Annotated in this window: 17 protein-coding genes; 5 read left to right on the forward strand and 12 right to left on the reverse strand. The window is 67.7% G+C overall.

Translation table 11 applies throughout. The features are described 5' to 3' along the window. Positions 1-40: 40 nt before the first annotated feature. Positions 41-808, reverse strand: a complete 768-nt coding sequence (locus tag K2224_RS02940; protein WP_221905109.1) for a histone-like nucleoid-structuring protein Lsr2 — start codon at positions 806-808, stop codon at positions 41-43. A 787-nt stretch (positions 809-1,595) separates the two neighbouring features. Between K2224_RS02940 and K2224_RS02945 the strand changes: the two genes are divergently transcribed. After that, complete coding sequence (locus tag K2224_RS02945; protein ID WP_221905110.1) at positions 1,596-2,174, forward strand: hypothetical protein; 579 nt, start codon at positions 1,596-1,598, stop codon at positions 2,172-2,174. Between the two features lie 213 nt (positions 2,175-2,387). Here the strand turns inward: K2224_RS02945 and K2224_RS02950 are convergent, their stop codons facing one another. The 5 genes from K2224_RS02950 to K2224_RS02970 form a co-directional block, all read right to left on the reverse strand. Further along, complete coding sequence (locus K2224_RS02950; protein ID WP_221905111.1) at positions 2,388-3,299, reverse strand: hypothetical protein; 912 nt, start codon at positions 3,297-3,299, stop codon at positions 2,388-2,390. A gap of 14 nt (positions 3,300-3,313) precedes the next feature. After that, a complete protein-coding gene (locus tag K2224_RS02955; protein ID WP_221905112.1) occupies positions 3,314-3,721 on the reverse strand; it encodes a hypothetical protein in 408 nt (135 codons plus the stop codon). A gap of 311 nt (positions 3,722-4,032) precedes the next feature. After that, positions 4,033-4,701 (reverse strand): hypothetical protein, encoded by a 669-nt coding sequence (locus tag K2224_RS02960; RefSeq protein ID WP_221905113.1) that lies wholly within the window; start codon positions 4,699-4,701, stop codon positions 4,033-4,035. An 86-nt stretch (positions 4,702-4,787) separates the two neighbouring features. Next, entirely contained in the window at positions 4,788-5,003 is a 216-nt protein-coding gene (locus K2224_RS02965) for a helix-turn-helix domain-containing protein (protein ID WP_313904744.1), read from the reverse strand. A 20-nt stretch (positions 5,004-5,023) separates the two neighbouring features. After that, the gene (locus tag K2224_RS02970; RefSeq protein WP_221905114.1) at positions 5,024-5,572 is read right to left on the reverse strand and encodes a hypothetical protein; all 549 of its coding nucleotides are present in this window, start codon (positions 5,570-5,572) and stop codon (positions 5,024-5,026) included. A 116-nt stretch (positions 5,573-5,688) separates the two neighbouring features. Between K2224_RS02970 and K2224_RS02975 the strand changes: the two genes are divergently transcribed. After that, positions 5,689-6,867, forward strand: a complete 1,179-nt coding sequence (locus tag K2224_RS02975; protein WP_221905115.1) for a site-specific integrase — start codon at positions 5,689-5,691, stop codon at positions 6,865-6,867. 197 nt (positions 6,868-7,064) lie between these two features. Here the strand turns inward: K2224_RS02975 and K2224_RS02980 are convergent, their stop codons facing one another. Continuing rightward, positions 7,065-8,240, reverse strand: a complete 1,176-nt coding sequence (locus K2224_RS02980) for an acyl-CoA dehydrogenase family protein (RefSeq protein WP_221905116.1) — start codon at positions 8,238-8,240, stop codon at positions 7,065-7,067. A gap of 206 nt (positions 8,241-8,446) precedes the next feature. Between K2224_RS02980 and K2224_RS02985 the strand changes: the two genes are divergently transcribed. Then, positions 8,447-9,787 (forward strand): UDP-glucose/GDP-mannose dehydrogenase family protein, encoded by a 1,341-nt coding sequence (locus K2224_RS02985; RefSeq protein WP_221905117.1) that lies wholly within the window; start codon positions 8,447-8,449, stop codon positions 9,785-9,787. 458 nt (positions 9,788-10,245) lie between these two features. Here the strand turns inward: K2224_RS02985 and K2224_RS02990 are convergent, their stop codons facing one another. Genes K2224_RS02990 through K2224_RS03000 form a run of 3 tightly spaced genes read right to left on the reverse strand, consistent with a single transcriptional unit; the run spans position 10,246 to position 13,108 of the window. After that, positions 10,246-11,421, reverse strand: coding sequence for a dipeptidase (locus K2224_RS02990; protein ID WP_221905118.1), 1,176 nt, complete (start codon positions 11,419-11,421; stop codon positions 10,246-10,248). Continuing rightward, positions 11,418-11,960, reverse strand: coding sequence for a 5-(carboxyamino)imidazole ribonucleotide mutase (purE, locus tag K2224_RS02995; RefSeq protein WP_221905119.1), 543 nt, complete (start codon positions 11,958-11,960; stop codon positions 11,418-11,420). Before purE ends, K2224_RS02990 begins: the two co-directional genes overlap by 4 nt. After that, positions 11,957-13,108, reverse strand: a complete 1,152-nt coding sequence (locus tag K2224_RS03000) for a 5-(carboxyamino)imidazole ribonucleotide synthase (RefSeq protein ID WP_313904745.1) — start codon at positions 13,106-13,108, stop codon at positions 11,957-11,959. The genes purE and K2224_RS03000 overlap by 4 nt, the downstream gene beginning before the upstream one ends. A 100-nt stretch (positions 13,109-13,208) precedes the next feature. On the opposite strand from K2224_RS03000, the gene K2224_RS03005 reads away from it, so the two are divergent. Next, complete coding sequence (locus tag K2224_RS03005; RefSeq protein ID WP_260692315.1) at positions 13,209-13,649, forward strand: protease inhibitor I42 family protein; 441 nt, start codon at positions 13,209-13,211, stop codon at positions 13,647-13,649. A gap of 153 nt (positions 13,650-13,802) precedes the next feature. After that, entirely contained in the window at positions 13,803-14,312 is a 510-nt protein-coding gene (locus K2224_RS03010; protein ID WP_221905120.1) for a GtrA family protein, read from the forward strand. A 9-nt stretch (positions 14,313-14,321) separates the two neighbouring features. On the opposite strand, the gene K2224_RS03015 is transcribed toward K2224_RS03010, so the two are convergent. Both K2224_RS03015 and K2224_RS03020 read right to left on the reverse strand, forming a co-directional pair. Then, positions 14,322-15,569 (reverse strand): ATP-binding protein, encoded by a 1,248-nt coding sequence (locus tag K2224_RS03015; RefSeq protein ID WP_221905121.1) that lies wholly within the window; start codon positions 15,567-15,569, stop codon positions 14,322-14,324. Between the two features lie 6 nt (positions 15,570-15,575). After that, on the reverse strand, positions 15,576-16,256 hold the full coding sequence (locus tag K2224_RS03020; protein WP_016575659.1) for a response regulator transcription factor: 681 nt from the start codon (positions 16,254-16,256) through the stop codon (positions 15,576-15,578). Between the last annotated feature and the right edge of the window lie 127 nt (positions 16,257-16,383).

The following is a 16,383-nucleotide window of genomic DNA, read 5'->3' on the forward strand; positions in this document are numbered from 1 at the left end:
GCGCCACCCACGGGGGGCGGCACCGCCAGGGAAACGGCACTCAGGCCGCTACTGCTTTTTCCTCGGACGCGTCCCGGTGCGCCAGCTCGTAGGCGTGGCGCACGTGCATGGGGATGCGCCCCTTGGACGGGACGACGTAGCCGTTCTCCCGTGCCCAGGTACGTACGGCCTTGTTGCGCTCCCGCTCGGACATGACCTTGGGGCCGACCTTGGCAGGCTCGGGGAGCGAGTCTCCGCCGACCAACTCACCAGCGCATACAGCCGACTTGAAGCGGCCCGGCACTCGTACGTCCATGCACGGAATGCCACGCTCCCGCGCATCTCGCAGCTTGGTTCCGTTGCGGTCGCCACCCTCGCCCACGATCAGTAGGGCTGTGGACTCATCCGCACGGCCCACCACTTCGTAGCCCAGGCTCCGCACGGCCTCGCGGGCCGTGTCCCAGTCGTACCCCGGTACCTCACCCGCGATCATGACGGATCGCACAGACTCAGGCTCGCTCGCTTCCCCGCCCACGTCGCGTTCATCGCACTCCGTCACGACAGGCGACGGCTCAGCCGCGTGCGCCGGGGCAGGCTCAGCAACCGGGACACTCACCGGCTCAGGCTCGGTTGCCTTGCCCTCACCCTCCGAGGGAGCGCCGAGCGCATCACACAGGTAGCGGCCAAAGGTGACGTTGTGTTCCAAGCAGAGGTCCCAGGAATGGCGCCCCAGCGTCAGCGCGTCAGTTGCTTCTACCTCGGAACCGTCACGCGCCATGTGGGCGTCGCACAGAACCTTTTCAACGGGCATGAGCACGGTCTTACGCATGGCGCGAAAATCCTTTGAATCGGGCTTGACAGATGAAGCCTCAGTGAGTGGCCGGAGCGCTGCTCTAACGGCCGTCCGCATTCGTTGTTGCGGTGCGAGATCAACTCTGCCAACCGTCAATCACAGAACAGTAACGTACGAATAACTGAAGCGTTACTCTCGTGAATGCGACCCGGGGATAATGCGAATTGAGAAGTAATGAGGACCCACCGGGGGTGCCTTCCTCAAACCGTGTACGGGTATGAGATCTCTAGGAGGCCGGCTGGCGGCCTCGCCAGATCCCGTGTGCATGTCAGTGGCAGTGCGCTCTCAATGCCCTTCAGGGGGCTTCCCGGGGTCTTTAGAGCACGAAAACTGGAAGATCCGAACCCCAGAGTGGCGGACAGATGTCCACTCAGCCCCCTCCGCAGTGCCCTCGGTCTCACTTTGATGGAGTGGCGGTACGGTTCCACGCGGATAACAGGTACGTATTTAGTGCCGGGGATTATATATACCCTCACCTGGTGTTCGTGCCTGTTGTTACCCCTCAGCGGGGGTGGATGCTGCTGCAAGCGAGCCTCCCCAACTGGACCATCAGCTAGGCCCAAGCTCGTCCTCCCTTGCCAGGGGGCCGTCCCTGCCGAAGGCCCGCTCAGGTAAGACTCAAAGCACCCGGAATCGAGCAAAAACACCGAGGGATCGTTTCATCATTACCCAATATGGGCGAAACAGAGCATGATCCGCACTGAGGGAGGGGAGTCATCACTCAGGTCGATCTCGGCCTGACGAAAAACGGAAAGGGTGCGCTATGGATGAGCGAAGCACTTATGATTTTGAACGTCGGTTCACAAATGCATACGTGTCGGGAGATACGAAATCTGCAAACGGCGAGACCCTCGCTGGAACTATTTGGCTTTGCCCCTCCAGGCGAGCCGAATTCCGCCTGAATGAGGGTGGATCGAGGAGTAAGTTCTGGGGATACTACTATTTCCTGGCCAACGATTTGGTTCACGTGTTCACGACCGAAGGTCAGGGTGAGACTGATCCCGGCATGGGCATGGAAACCGGTAGCACAGTGGCACTAAAGGTCTGTGAGAAGCAATATCGGCTGGGCATCCGGCAGGGCCGGTCGAAGGATGACTCGTTTAAGGTAGCCGAAGAGATCCTTAAGAAGGATGGGGTCTCCATTCCCGGCTGCTCCTGCTCGCTCGTCGCCAGCTTTGACGCCAATGACGAAGCCGATTCCTTGACAACGAAGGAGAAATTCTTCAATTTTCCACCGGGGACAGTATTCAGTCGTGTAACGGCGGAAGAAGCGGCCGCCGACGCGGAGGCATATGAAACGTACCCAACCACCGAACTCGGCGATAACGCAGCCCCCGACTAGAAGTCTCAGGCGATCCCGGGGTACCACTATCGGTGCTGCCATAAAGGCAGGATCCGCCGGAGACAGGCCACTCGCATCTCGGCCCCTCATGCCAGAAGCCGCCCCCTCACAGGGAGCGGCTTCTCGCTGTCTGGCTGGGTCAGTGGGCCTTGGCGTATGCCTCGCGAACTTCGGCCGGCACCCTGCCGCGGTTGCTGACCTGATGTTCCTGGGTCAGGCCGCGGTGCCCCATTCCACAGCCGCGCGGACAATGCCCTTAGTCGGCTTACTCTCGTCGAAGGTGTTGTCGGCCTTCTTGGCGTCCAGCTCCGGGTATCGCACGATCTTGCCGCCGTACAGGTGGAGAGTGTCGATGTAGTCGGCGCGGAACTTCTCTGACTGGCCCTCACGGAAGCCCGTGAACTGGCTCGCGTAGGTGGCGAACTCCTTGTGTCCGGCCACGATGTCCACGCCCTTCGGCATGGCCGTGGTGGACAACACCGTGAAGCCAGCAAGCTTGGCAACGACGCCGTGTGCAGTCACTCCGCCTTCGCCGTACGCGGCGGCGTTGGCAACTGCCGGATGCTCGATGAGGTACCGCTTCACACGGGGCGAGACGACCACGTACCGGCCTGCGGGAATGTCGTTGTCGTCCAGAGCCAGCATCATGTCCAGGATGGCGCTGTAGAGCGCCTGCGGGGTGTTCTCCGGCGTTGCCTTGACCGTGGGCAGAGCCGTGGCGCCCTTGGCGATCACGTCACCCATGAACGTGTCGGCCTCGCGGGCAAGGGACCGGATCATCTGCTGATTGATCGGCGAGTCGAGGCCGCTGGCAAGCTGGACACGCTCCGCGTCCTCCACGAGCACCTGAAGGTACTTCGCTTCGGTGATCGGGAGCTTCTGGTCTACGGTCTCCGGCCGCTGGGCCGTCATGCCATCCGGGAGCTTGTAATCCCCAACCGAGGGCCGCAGAAGGCTGTTGATGTGGACAACATCGCCCTTCTTCCGGATATCACCCTCGTACTTGTTATTCGAGACGATCGGGGAAGCCCATACCAGCAGCGGGTCAAACTGGGTCAGCAGGTTGGCATTCCAGATCTCCGGGACGAAGGTGTGGGTGGCAGGGTTCTGGTAGGCAAAAGTCATACGGGTACTCCTGGTTAGCGCTTACGAGCGTCGAGAGAGACTGAACTGCGGGCGCCTATGCCGTTGTAGTGGCCCATGCCCATGAGTTGCGGGAACTTCGGCTCCGGCTCGGCCTGAAAGGGCTTGAGTGCCAGCGCGATAGCGTCTGCGGCGGGCTCGCCGTCCTCCCCGAGGAGCCTGGAGAGGTCGAGAAGGTCAATGAACCCGTCGGGAAAATCCACACCGGCCTTGGCAGCCTCGGCCCTCAGTTCGGCCTTGGCCAGCCTCCCCGCATACTCCTGCTGGATCTCAGCCCGGATCGCCTCGGCAGGGTCGGGAATATTGGCGGGTTCAGGCTCGGCCGGCTGGGCCTCGAAATCCTCGACCGCATCGAGAGTGGCCGGGTTCTCCGGAGTCTCGGAAATCTGTGCTGCGTCGCTCATGGGCGACACCTCCTCAAGATCTAATCAAGCTAGGAAGTAGAGTCAGATTGGGCCGCCTTGAGATCGGCCCTCTACCTCACAAGAGGACAACGTAAGAGAAACACTGCCCCCCTTACCCCCCACTGTGAACGAGATCAGTAGGAAGTAAGGGAGGTCAGCATTTTCTCTCCGTTGTCCCCCTCACAGGGAGGTATCCGCAGAGCCTCATGACGACTTAGGAACTGCCCGGCCGCTAGGCCGTGCCAGAGGCACACCGCCGAGTGTGCATGGCTCCAGAGAGAACGCCTCTCCACAGACTCTGAATAAATGCTTCAGAGAGCTTGAGGGACGTTCAGCGTCTCCCACACATCCCGGGACTGCTGGTACTGGTCGGAGCTCTTGCCGCCGATCGTCGGAGTCTTCAGCCAGGCCGCTACGGCTGGCTTCTCGCCGTCCGGCCGGTAGGACATGTTTCGGTGAACGCCGACGTATATTCCCTTGCGCCTGAGGCGTTGCGTGTGGCTCTTGGCTGCCCTCTTGTGAGGGTTGCAGTACTTGCGGGGGTTGCCCCTGCCTCGGGCCGCCTGCGGGGCGTACAGCGGCTCTTGGCAGGAACTCCATCGGCACGTCTCGGGCGGGAAGTTCCGACGCTCCATCGTGAAACCGGAGCCGAAGGCCGCCGAATCGTCTACCGCATCGAGGAGTTGCACGACGGGTTCCGCCGCCTCCAGCCCCGGGCGCTCCCGCATCATGCTTTCCACCGCATGACGCCGTGCCTCCGGAGCGAATTCGGGTAGCGAAGCGCACAGCGATGCCACCATCAAAGGAACCATTCCGGTATACGCCGCCGCTATCCGCTCGAACTCCGTTTCCGGCCGCTGGGTCCACGCCCCTGGCCAGTCGTCCCTCGTTTCGTCGCCAGCCGCCTCCAGAAGGGCGTCCGCCTTCCGCTCTAGCCTGCCCCGACGCTTCTCGTCAGACGGCGGGATGACCTCGTTCACGTAATCCTCTGGCGCAGCGCTCACATAGCCCTCTCAGGAAATGAAAAAGCCCCCGGTTGCCTCGGGGGCGTCATTAAAAGTGCTGTTCAGTTCTGGCGGTCTAGCCACTTCTCTAGGTCGGCCGGGCGGCATCGGAGCGACTGGCCGACCTTCCGGAACGGGATCGTCTGCCTTTTCCAGTTGTCGTACACCCACGACTTCGGGACGCTCAGGTAGTCAGCAACATCGCCAACGGTCATCAGCTTGGTCAAAAATTCCTCCGAGAAAAAGAAAACCCCCGATGACCTCGGGGGCGTAGTCATTTGGGCGCGGAGGAATGGGGCTACCCAGCCTCTCCCGCCTCCGGCATGGAGTCGAGCACGGACCTGGCCTTGGCGGTCAACTCCCCGCCGGCCTTCCCGGCAAGGGAGCTCAAGTACCCATCTCTGCGGGCCTTCTTGAGGTGATCCCGCACGGTCTCCGGCCGACGCTCGATCAACTGCGCCAGCCAATCAACGGGACGGGTCGCGCCGATATTCGCCATCTGGACGTACACGGTCGAGAGCACAACCAGGTAAGGCGCTGAGACGCCTTGGAGGGCGAGTAGCTGCCCGGCCCCCTTGCCCGCTTCCTCAATCGCCTGGCTGATCCCCCGCGCCTCCTCTTCGATGCTCGGAGCGTGCTCCTGCATCGCGCGGACTGCTTCCGCGAGATCGAGCCTGCGGAGCACCGTCGTGGAGATCCCGCGTGCCACGTCGCGGGCGGGGGCGTTCTCCGCCTGCTCGATGGTGATGCGCTGTGGGCCACCTGTCACCACGCCGCTCGGCCACCACATGCGGATGTCCCACGCACCTTGGTGCTGGGTGATCTCGAACCCGTCCTCATCTGCCATGCAAGGAAGGTACCACGGATGGTGGTCCACCATCAGTTGACAACCATAGGTGGACACGCCAAGACTGGCCGCAAGAGGGGCTGACAGGGCCCCGATCACGGCAGGGACTATCGCTGGTGGCAAGGGCATGGATAGCGCGCTCCACGGACGACCCGAAGAAGTGGACAACCTTCTGGTACGACCCGGACGGCAAACAGCGGCAGAAGTCGTTCGAGACCAAGAAGCGCGCCGACGACCACCGGAAGCGGAAGGAGCAGGAACTAGACGCCGGGACCTACCTGGACGACAGGCTGGGAAAACAGCCCGTGACGGCGGTTTGGGAGCAGTGGACGAATCAAAGGAAGTTGGAGAACAGCACCAAGAAGCAGTACCGCTCGATCCAGAACACGACCCTGGAACCGTTCTTCAAGGCCCGCTCCATCGTGTCCCTAAAAGTGGCGGACATTGAGCAGTGGCTCTTGTGGATGGAAACGGACCGCAAGCTGTCAGCCCGGACGCGACGGCAACGGTTCTCGTTCTTCTCCGGAATGATGGACTGGGCCGTCGTCAACGAGATCATCGGGCGCAACCCGTGCAAGAAGATCAAGCACGCCGGAAGCCGCGCCAAGGAGATCCGCGAGCACAAGAGCAAGGCCCGGCGCCTCACCACGCGGGAAGTCCTGGCCATGCTCGACGGCGCTCCGGCGCGGTACCGAGCAATGCTGTGGCTGATGGCCGGGTGCGGGCTCCGGCTGGGGGAAGCCATGGCCGTCTCACGGGATCAGATCGACTTCAAGGCCGAAATTCTGCGCGTCGACTTCCAGATCGCGGAGGACGGCGAAACAGAGTCCGGCAAGAACAGCGCGCTACAGCGGCGGCACATCAAGGCCCGTGACGAGGAGGAACCGGGTCGAGTGGTGCCCTTGCCGCCCAACGTGGCGTTCGAGCTGCGCAGGCACATCAAGAACCACGGCGTATGGGGGCCTGAGCGTCTGCTGTTCCCGAACGTGACCCGCACCGGGTACCTGTACGCGTCGTACTTCTACCGGCAGATCTGGCTCGTGGCCTTGACCAAGGAAGAGGTGGCGTACTGCAAGCCGCACTCCATGCGGCACTACTACGGATCGCGACTTCTGTACGCGGGTGTCCCCGAGAACGACGTAGCCGACTGGATGGGCCACAGCAGCACGGACGTACTGCGCGAGCACTACCACTACATCTTTGAGGGAGCCGAGCAGCGCGGGCGGGCGGCCATCGCAACGATGCTGACGCCCGGCGCGGACGACCCCACAGAGGGACAGGCGGAAGTCGCCTGACAGAGCCCATGCGAACGGCCCCCGGCGCAGAGCCGGGGGCCGTTGTGTTTGTGCAGGTGAGAGGCGGTTCACCGCCCAGCGTCAGCCCAGGATTCCCCCAGCATGACACCCATGATCAGCCCGAAACGGACCCGAACGGACCGGAACCCGATCGCTGCCCGCGAGCCATCGAAAACGGCCTCTGACCTGCGAAAACCCTACTGCGGCAGGTTCCTCGCCATCACGATCCGCTGAACCTGATTCGTGCCTTCATAAATCTGCGTGATCTTGGCGTCCCGCATCATCCGCTCCAGCGGGTAGTCGCGGGTGTAGCCATAGCCGCCGAGCAGCTGGACCGCGTCGGTGGTGATCTCCATGGCGGCGTCCGAGGCGTAGCACTTGGCCGCGGCGCCGAAGAACGTCAGGTCCTCGCCCTTGCCGCCGGCCGAGACGCGCTCGGAGCGGGCCGCCGCGGCGTAGGTGAGCTGGCGGGCCGCCTCCAGCTTCATCGCCATGTCGGCGAGCATGAACTGGACGCCCTGGAAGTCGCCGATCGGCTTGCCGAACTGCTTGCGCTCCTGGACGTAGCCCTTGGCGTAGTCCAGCGCGCCCTGGGCGATGCCGAGCGCCTGGGCCGCGATGGTGATGCGGGTGTGGTCCAGGGTCTTCATGGCGGTGGCGAAGCCGGTGCCCTCCGCGCCGATCATGCGGTCGGCGGGGATGCGGACGTTGTCGAGGTAGACCTCGCGGGTCGGGGAGCCCTTGATGCCGAGCTTCTTCTCCGGCGCGCCGAAGGAGACGCCCTCGTCGCCCTTCTCGACGACGAACGCCGATATGCCCTTGGAGCGCTTCTCCGGGTCGGTGACGGCCATGACGGTGTAGTAGTCCGACACCCCGGCGTTGGTGATCCAGCGCTTGACGCCGTTGAGGACGTAGAAGTCGCCGTCCCGCACCGCCTTGGTCTTCATCCCCGCCGCGTCGGAGCCGGCGTCCGGCTCGCTGAGGCAGTACGAGAACATCGCGTCGCCCTTGGCGAGCGGCGCCAGGTACTTCTTCTTCAGGTCCTCACCGCCGGAGAGGATCACCGGGAGCGAACCGAGCTTGTTGACCGCCGGGATCAGCGACGAGGAGGCGCAGACCCGGGCGACCTCCTCGATGACGATCACGGTCGCCAGCGCGTCGGCACCGGCGCCGCCGTACGACTCCGGTACGTGCACGGCGTGCAGGTCGTTGGCGACCAGCGCGTCCAGCGCCTCCTGGGGGAAGCGGGCCTCCTCGTCCACGGCGGCGGCGAACGGCGCGATCTTCGCCTCGGCGAGCGAGCGCACCGACTCGCGGAGCATGTCGTGCTCCTCGGACGGCCGGTACAGATCGAAATCAGCGGTTCCCGCCAAGGTCTCTCACTCCCCTGAGGTGCCGGCAGTGCTAACTACCGTTAAGTAACCCTTACTGAGAAGGGATTCTAGGGCGGATACGGGGGCCGTCGGTAGGTGAGGTTGCCGACAGTCCCCCAGGGGCGCACCGCGTGCGGGAAGGGTCCGTTCCGTGCGCGGATATGCTCGGTCGGCACTGCTTTCCGTCAGACCCATGGAGCCCCGCAATGGCCCTCAAGATCACCGTGATCGGCACCGGCTACCTCGGCGCCACCCACGCCGCCGCCATGGCCGAGCTGGGCTTCGAGGTGCTGGGCCTGGACGTGCAGCCGGAGAAGATCGAAACGCTCCGCCGGGGCGAGGTGCCGATGTACGAGCCGGGTCTGGCGGAGCTGCTGCGCCGCCATGTCGCCGGCATCGAGGGCTCCACCGGGCGGCTGCGCTTCACCACCTCCTACGAGGAGGCCGGGGCCTTCGGCGACGTCCACTTCGTCTGCGTGAACACCCCGCAGAAGCACGGCGAGTACGCCTGCGACATGTCCTACGTCGAGGCCGCCTTCGACGCGCTGGCACCGCATCTGACCCGGCCCGTGCTGGTGGTCGGCAAGTCGACGGTGCCGGTGGGCAGCGCGGCCCGGCTCGCGCAGCGGCTGACGGCCGCCGCGCCCGTCGGCGCCGACGCCGAGCTGGCCTGGAACCCGGAGTTCCTGCGCGAGGGCTTCGCCGTCCAGGACACCCTGCACCCGGACCGGATCGTGGCCGGCGTCACCAGCGAGCGGGCCGAGGCGCTGCTGCGCGAGGTCTACGCCACCCCGATCGCCGAGGGCTCCCCGTTCATCGTCATGGACTACCCCACCGCCGAGCTGGTGAAGACCTCCGCCAACTCCTTCCTGGCCACCAAGATCTCGTTCATCAACGCCATGGCCGAGGTGTGCGAGGCCGCCGACGGCGACGTGGTGAAGCTGGCCGAGGCGATCGGCCACGACGAGCGGATCGGCAGCAAGTTCCTGCGCGCCGGCATCGGCTTCGGCGGCGGCTGCCTGCCCAAGGACATCCGCGCCTTCATGGCCCGCGCCGGCGAACTGGGCGCCGACCAGGCGCTGACCTTCCTCCGCGAGGTCGACTCGATCAACATGCGGCGCCGCGGCCACATGGTCGAGCTGGCCCGCGACGCGGTGGGCGGCAGCTTCCTCGGCAAGCGGGTCGCCGTCCTCGGCGCGACCTTCAAGCCCGACTCGGACGACGTCCGCGACTCCCCCGCCCTCAACGTCGCCGGCCAGATCCACCTCCAGGGCGGCCAGGTCACGGTCTACGACCCCAAGGGCATGGCCAACGCGGAGCGGGTCTTCCCGACCCTCGGCTACGCGGAGAGCGCCCTGGAAGCGGTGCGCGGCGCGCATGTCGTCCTGCACCTGACCGAGTGGCGCGAGTTCCGGGAACTCGACCCCGGCGTACTCGGCGAGGTCGTCGCCGAACGGAGCGTCCTGGACGGCCGCAACGCCCTCGACCCGGAGCTGTGGCGCAAGGCCGGGTGGCTCTATCGAGCCCTTGGCCGACCCTCTGCGTAGAGAATTTCGTCCCTCGCTTTTCGGCTTTCCCGCCGTAGGGGTTCGCCGCGCTTGCGCCTGACGGCGCGCTTCCGGCCCGCTTCGCGGGCGTTGTTGGTCCGCTGCGCGGGGCCGGTCCGCTGCGCGGGGCTGTCGGGTGCGGTGACGGGGCTCCGGTTGTCGGGTCCCTGCGGGCTCTGGACTGAGGGGCGGCGTGCATCTACGACTGACCGTCAGCCGTCAACAGGTGACCGTCAGCGGACCACTGGGACTGGCCCCCACCCACCGTCTTTATGACCACCCACGGGAGGGGACGGGCCGGAGGGGGTGGTGTGTCGGACGTAAAGCGCAGCAGTCCGACACACCACCCCCGCAGGCCCGGCACCGCACCCGACAGCCCCGCGCAGCGGACCGGCCCCGCGCAGCGGCAAACCAACGCCCGCGAAGCGGGCCGGAACAGCCCCCGCGCAGCGGACCGCTCAGCCGAGCGTCAGATTCGACGGCCCCCGTCGAGACCCCTCGGCACGAGCGACCCCCTCCGCATCGCGGAGGACCCGCACCGCGTTCTGCCACGTCAGCTTGGCCAGGTCGGCCTCCGACCACTTGCGGCGGAGCAGTTCGGCGACGAGGTTGGGGTAGCTCGCGACGTCGGCGAGGTCCGACGGGGTGAAGGCCGTGCCGTCGTAGTCGCCGCCGATGCCGACATGGTCGATGCCGGCGACCTCGCGCATGTGGTCGAGGTGGTCGGCGACGGTCGCCGCGGTGGCCGCCGGGCGGGGGTTGGCGGCCTCGAAGGCGCGCTGGACGGCCATGCCCCGCTCGGTGGTGTCGAGGTGGTGCAGGCCGTGGGCGCGCATGTTCTCGTCGGCGCGCAGGGTCCACTCGACCGCGGCGGGCAGCACGAACTTCGGGACGAAGGTGGCCATCGCGACGCCGCCGTTGGCGGGGAGTTGGGCCAGCACGTCGTCGGGGATGTTGCGCGGGTGGTCGCAGACGGCGCGGGCCGAGGAGTGCGAGAAGATCACCGGCGCGGTGGTGACGCGCAGGGCGTCGCGCATGGTGTCGGGCGAGACGTGCGAGAGGTCGACGAGCATCCCGCAGCGGTTCATCTCGCGGACGACTTCTTCGCCGAAGGCCGACAGGCCGTGGTGGCGGGGGGTGTCGGTCGCCGAGTCCGCCCAGTCGTTGTTGTCGTTGTGGGTGAGCGTCATGTAGCGGACGCCCAGGGCGTGGAAGGCCCGCAGGGTGGCCAGGGAGTTGTTGATCGAGTGGCCGCCCTCGGCGCCCATGAGGGAGGCGATGCGGCCCTCGGCGCGGGCCGCCTCCATGTCGTCGGCGGTGGCCGCGAGGCGTAGGTCCGCTGCGTAGCGGGTGGTCAACTGCCGTACGACGTCGATCTGTTCCAGGGTGGCGCTGACGGCGTGGTCACCGGTGTAGTCGGAGCGTACGTACACCGACCAGAACTGTGCGCCGACCCCGCCGGCGCGCAGCCGGGGGATGTCGGTGTGCAGGTGGGCACTCTGGTCGGTGGCGACGTCGCGCCGGTCGAGGTCGTAGCGGACCTGTTCGCGCAGTGCCCAGGGGAGGTCGTTGTGGCCGTCGACGACCGGCCAGCGGGCGAGCAGGTCCCGGGCGGCGTCCAGGGCGGCCGTCACTTGTTGCCCCCGAAGCCGAAGCCCGCCGCGCCCGCGACCTTGTTGCGCAGCCGCCGGCCCTTCTCGGTGGCCTGGTCGTTCAGCTCCTGCTGGAACTCCCGCATACGGGCGAGGAGTTCGGGGTCGTGGGCGGCGAGCATCCGGGCGGCGAGCAGTCCGGCGTTGCGGGCGCCGCCGACGGAGACCGTGGCGACCGGGACGCCGGCCGGCATCTGGACGATGGAGAGGAGGGAGTCCATGCCGTCGAGGTACTTGAGGGGGACGGGGACGCCGACGACCGGGAGGGGGGTGACGGAGGCGAGCATGCCCGGCAGGTGGGCGGCTCCGCCGGCGCCGGCGATGATCGCCTTCAGGCCGCGGGCGGCCGCCTGCTCGCCGTAGGCGATCATCTCGTGCGGCATGCGGTGGGCCGAGACGACGTCGACCTCATAGCCGATCTCGAACTCCTCCAGAGCCTGGGCGGCGGCCTCCATGACGGGCCAGTCGGAGTCGGAGCCCATGACGATGCCCACAAGGGGGCCACTGGTTGCTGCCGTCATTCGGTGATCGTTCCTCGCAGGTATCCGGCGGCGTGCGCGGCGCGCTCACGCACGTCCGCCAGGTCGTCGCCGTAGGTGTTGACGTGCCCGACCTTGCGGCCAGGCTTCACGTCCTTGCCGTACATGTGAATCTTCAACTGCGGATCGCGTGCCATGCAATGGAGGTACGCCGCATACATGTCGGGATAGTCGCCGCCGAGGACGTTGGCCATCACCGTCCAGCGGGCGCGCGGGCGCGGGTCGCCGAGCGGGAGGTCGAGGACGGCGCGGACGTGGTTGGCGAACTGCGAGGTGATCGCGCCGTCCTGGGTCCAGTGGCCGGAGTTGTGCGGGCGCATGGCGAGTTCGTTGACGAGGACGGCGGGGGCGCCGTCGGCGTCCCGGACCTCGAACAGCTCGACCGCGAGGTGCCCGACGACGCCGAGTTCGTCGGCGATCCGCAGGGCGAGCTGCTGGGCATGGGTGGAGAGCTCGTCGGAGAGGCCGGGGGCCGGGGCGATCACGGTGTCGCAGACGCCGTCGACCTGGACCGACTCGACGACCGGGTAGGCGACGGCCTGGCCGTGCGGGGAGCGCACGACGTTGGCGGCCAGCTCGCGGACGAAGGAGACCTTCTCCTCGGCCAGGACGGGCACTCCGGCGAGGAACGGTTCCTGCGCCTCCTTGGAGGATCGCACCAGCCAGACGCCCTTGCCGTCGTAGCCGCCGCGGACGGTCTTGAGGATCACCGGGAAGCCCGTGCCCTCGGCCGCGAAGCGCTCGACGTCGGCCGGGTCGGCGACGATGCGGTGGCGCGGGCAGGGCACGCCGACGGCGTCCAGCTTCGCCCGCATCACCCCCTTGTCCTGGGCGTGCACCAGCGCTTCCGGGCCGGGCCGGACGGGGATGCCCTCGGCCTCCAGTGCCCGCAAGTGCTCGGTGGGCACGTGCTCGTGGTCGAAGGTGATCACATCGCAGCCGCGGGCGAACGCGCGAAGGGTGTCCAGATCGCGGTAGTCGCCGACGACGACATCGCCGACCACCTGCGCCGCCGAGTCCTGCGGGGTGTCACTGAGGAGCTTGAACTTGATGCCGAGGGGGATACCCGCCTCGTGGGTCATGCGGGCGAGCTGACCGCCGCCGACCATGCCGACTACCGGGAACGTCACGCCCCCAGGGTAGCCGCCCGGCGGTCGTGCACCCGACCCGGACTTGGAGGATCGTCCGAGAGACGCGTTCGAGGGCGATCGGGCGACAAGGGGAGGCCGCATGGAGAGCGGCGACATAACGAGGAACTCCCGGACACTGGTGACCGTCGTCGCGGTCGCCGCCCTGCTGATCGCCCTGCACACGGTGATCAGCCGGCTGTCCGGCCCCGAGGTGTTCGGCCCGGGCGACACCGAGATCTCGGTCGGCGCCGGCGACCGCTTCAGCATCGAGGTGCCCGACGACCCCGGCGACGGCTACCACTGGATCGTCGCCGCCCCGCGACCGGATCCGGCCGTTCTGCGGGCCGCCGGACAGCGGCGGACCATGCCGGACGACGACGCCGGACCGCCGTCCGCCGGCCACGACTCCCGGGCGCTGGACTTCGCGGCGGTCCACCCGGGCCGCACCGACCTGCGGCTGCTGCACTGTCTGCGGTGCGCGACGGGCGCCGCGGACGAGCCGGGCGCCGGCGTCCTCAACTTCCGTGTGACGGTGGGCTGACGGCCGATTGCGGACCGTCATGGCCGTATCCGTACGGGGGTGCGCGGGAGGGGCCGCCGGGGTCCCGCGCTCCGGCGGGCGTGGTTAGCATGAAGGGGCCCGACCGGGTCGCCGGCCCGCCTACCGCCCACGACGGGGAGCTGAACGATCACCATGAGTGAACGGAGCGCGCTGCGCTCACGGTTGGAGGGGCTCGTCCGGGAGGTCGTGAAGTTCGGCGCCGTCGGCGGCGCGGGGGTCGTGGTGAACTTCGCGGTCTTCAACCTCGTCCGGCACCTGACCGAACTGCCCGTCGTCCGGGCGAGCATCGTGGCGACGGTGGTCGCCACCGGCACCAACTACATCGGCTACCGCTACTTCGCCTACCGGGACCGCGACAAGCAGGGGCGCACCAAGGAGCTGACGCTCTTCCTGCTGTTCAGCGTGGTCGGCCTGGTCATCGAGAACGGCATCCTCTACGCCGCGACCTACGGCTTCGGCTGGGACAGCCCGCTGCAGAGCAACGTCTTCAAGTTCCTCGGCATCGGCATCGCCACGCTCTTCCGCTTCTGGTCGTACCGCACCTGGGTCTTCCGGGCGCTGCCCGCCCGGGAGGCGGTTCAGACCGCGGAGTCGTTCCTGACGGACGACTCCCGGCTGCCGAGCGGCGCCTCCCGGAAGTAGCCCCCGGGCTCACTCCTCGGTGAGCTCGCCCTCCCGGGCCAGGAACAGCGCGAAGACCGGCGGGTGCTGCTGGAGGAGTTCCAGCCGGCCGCCGTCCGCCTCGGCCAGGTCGCGGGCGACGGCGAGCCCGAGGCCCGTGGAGTTGCGGCCGGAGACGGTCCGCTCGAAGACCCGGGAGCCGAGGTCCGGCGGGACGCCGGGGCCGGCGTCGGTGACCTCGACGACGGCCTGGTTGCCGGTGACCCGGGTGCGCAGGGCGACCGTTCCGTCGCCGTGCATCAGGGAGTTCTCGATCAGGGTGGCCAGCACCTGGGCGACCGCGCCCGGGGTGCCGACGGCCCGCAGGCCCTTCTTGCCGGAGCGGACGATGGCCCGTCCGGCGCTGCGGTAGGCCGGGCGCCACTCCTCGATCTGCTGCTTGACGACCTCGTCGAGGTCGAAGGCGACGGCCGAGCCGGTGCGCGGGTCCCGGGAGTTGGTCAGCAGCCGCTGGACGACGTCCGTCAGCCGCTCCACCTGGGCCAGCGCGATGGTGGCCTCTTCCTTCACGGTGTCCGGGTCGTCGGTGAGGGTGATCTCCTCCAGCCGCATGGACAGCGCGGTCAGCGGGGTGCGCAGCTGGTGGGAGGCGTCGGCGGCCAGCCGCCGCTCGGCGGTGAGCATCCGCGCGATCCGCTCGGCGCTGGCGTCGAGGACGTCGGCGACCCGGTCGAGCTCCTGGACGCCGTAGCGGCGGTGCCGGGGCCGGGGGTCGCCGGAGCCCAGCCGCTCGGCGGTCTCGGCGAGGTCGGTGAGGGGGGCGGTGAGGCGGCGGGCCTGCCGGATGGCGAGCACCACCGCGGCCAGGATCGCCAGCAGGGCGACGGCGAGGATCACCAGCAGGGTCCGGCCGATCTCCGCGCTGACCGTGGCCCGGGACTCCTGGACGGTGACCGACTCGCCGCGGTCGCCGCGCACCTCGGACCGGATCACGTCGCCGGCCGGCCGCTTGCCGATCTCGATCTTCGGCTTGCCGGGCACCTTGATCTCGGCGTAGCGGTGGGCGGTGATCTGCTCCGAGAGGATCTCCGGGGTGATCTTCTCGTTGCTGCCGAGCCGGCTCTCGACTATCCCGACCAGCCGGACCGCCTCGGACGCCACGGACTCCTGTGCGCCGGACTGGATCGTGCGGGTCTCGACGATCACCAGGGAGACGCCGAAGACGGCGATGACGACGAGCACCACGGCGAGCGTGGAGTTGATCAGTCGGCGGCGCACGGGCCCCTAGCTCTTTTCGAAGCGGAAGCCGACCCCGCGGACGGTGGCGATGTACCGGGGGTTGGCGGCGTCGTCCCCGAGCTTCTTGCGCAGCCAGGAGATGTGCATGTCCAGCGTCTTGGTGGACGACCACCAGGTGGTGTCCCAGACCTCGCGCATCAGCTGGTCGCGGGTGACGACCCGGCCGGCGTCCCGCACCAGGACCCGCAGGAGGTCGAACTCCTTCGCCGTGAGCTGGAGTTCCTCGTCGCCCATCCAGGCCCGGTGCGACTCGACGTCGATCCGCACGCCGTGGGTGGCGGGCGGCTGCTGGGGCTCGGCGGTGGAGCCGCGGCGCAGCAGGGCCCGGACCCGGGCGAGCAGCTCGGCGAGCCGGAAGGGCTTGGTGACGTAGTCGTCGGCGCCGGCGTCGAGGCCGACGACGGTGTCCACCTCGTCGGCGCGGGCGGTCAGTACCAGGATGGGGAAGGAATGGCCTTCGTTGCGCAGTCGGCGGCAGACCTCGAGACCGTCCATACCGGGCAGCCCGAGGTCCAGGACCACGAGGTCGATGTTGCCCTGGAGACCGGCGTCGAGCGCCGTCGGGCCGTCCTCACGCACCTCGACGTCGTAACCCTCGCGGCGCAGGGCGCGGGCGAGCGGCTCCGAGATGGACGCGTCATCCTCGGCGAGCAGTACACGGGTCATGGGCCGATGGTAGTCCGATGTACCGAGGGCGAGGGGCGGACCAGCACGGATGGGCGACAGCGGGGTCCGATCCGCGCCCGGCTCGCGCGCTCGGGACGCGGGCGCGCGGGCGCAGGCGTGGTCGCAA

The organism is Streptomyces sp. BHT-5-2, assembly GCF_019774615.1.
GTDB lineage: Bacteria > Actinomycetota > Actinomycetes > Streptomycetales > Streptomycetaceae > Streptomyces.

Coding starts and splice junctions, on each gene's coding strand:
- K2224_RS02950 (WP_221905111.1), bottom strand. CDS start 3,299: ATGACTTTTGCCTACCAGAACCCTGCCACCCACACCTTCGTCCCGGAG.
- K2224_RS02970 (WP_221905114.1), bottom strand. CDS start 5,572: ATGGCAGATGAGGACGGGTTCGAGATCACCCAGCACCAAGGTGCGTGG.
- K2224_RS03020 (WP_016575659.1), bottom strand. CDS start 16,256: ATGACCCGTGTACTGCTCGCCGAGGATGACGCGTCCATCTCGGAGCCG.
- K2224_RS03010 (WP_221905120.1), top strand. CDS start 13,803: ATGAGTGAACGGAGCGCGCTGCGCTCACGGTTGGAGGGGCTCGTCCGG.
- purE (WP_221905119.1), bottom strand. CDS start 11,960: ATGACGGCAGCAACCAGTGGCCCCCTTGTGGGCATCGTCATGGGCTCC.
- K2224_RS02985 (WP_221905117.1), top strand. CDS start 8,447: ATGGCCCTCAAGATCACCGTGATCGGCACCGGCTACCTCGGCGCCACC.
- K2224_RS02940 (WP_221905109.1), bottom strand. CDS start 808: ATGCGTAAGACCGTGCTCATGCCCGTTGAAAAGGTTCTGTGCGACGCC.
- K2224_RS02955 (WP_221905112.1), bottom strand. CDS start 3,721: ATGAGCGACGCAGCACAGATTTCCGAGACTCCGGAGAACCCGGCCACT.
- K2224_RS03005 (WP_260692315.1), top strand. CDS start 13,209: ATGGAGAGCGGCGACATAACGAGGAACTCCCGGACACTGGTGACCGTC.
- K2224_RS02965 (WP_313904744.1), bottom strand. CDS start 5,003: ATGACTACGCCCCCGAGGTCATCGGGGGTTTTCTTTTTCTCGGAGGAA.
- K2224_RS02945 (WP_221905110.1), top strand. CDS start 1,596: ATGGATGAGCGAAGCACTTATGATTTTGAACGTCGGTTCACAAATGCA.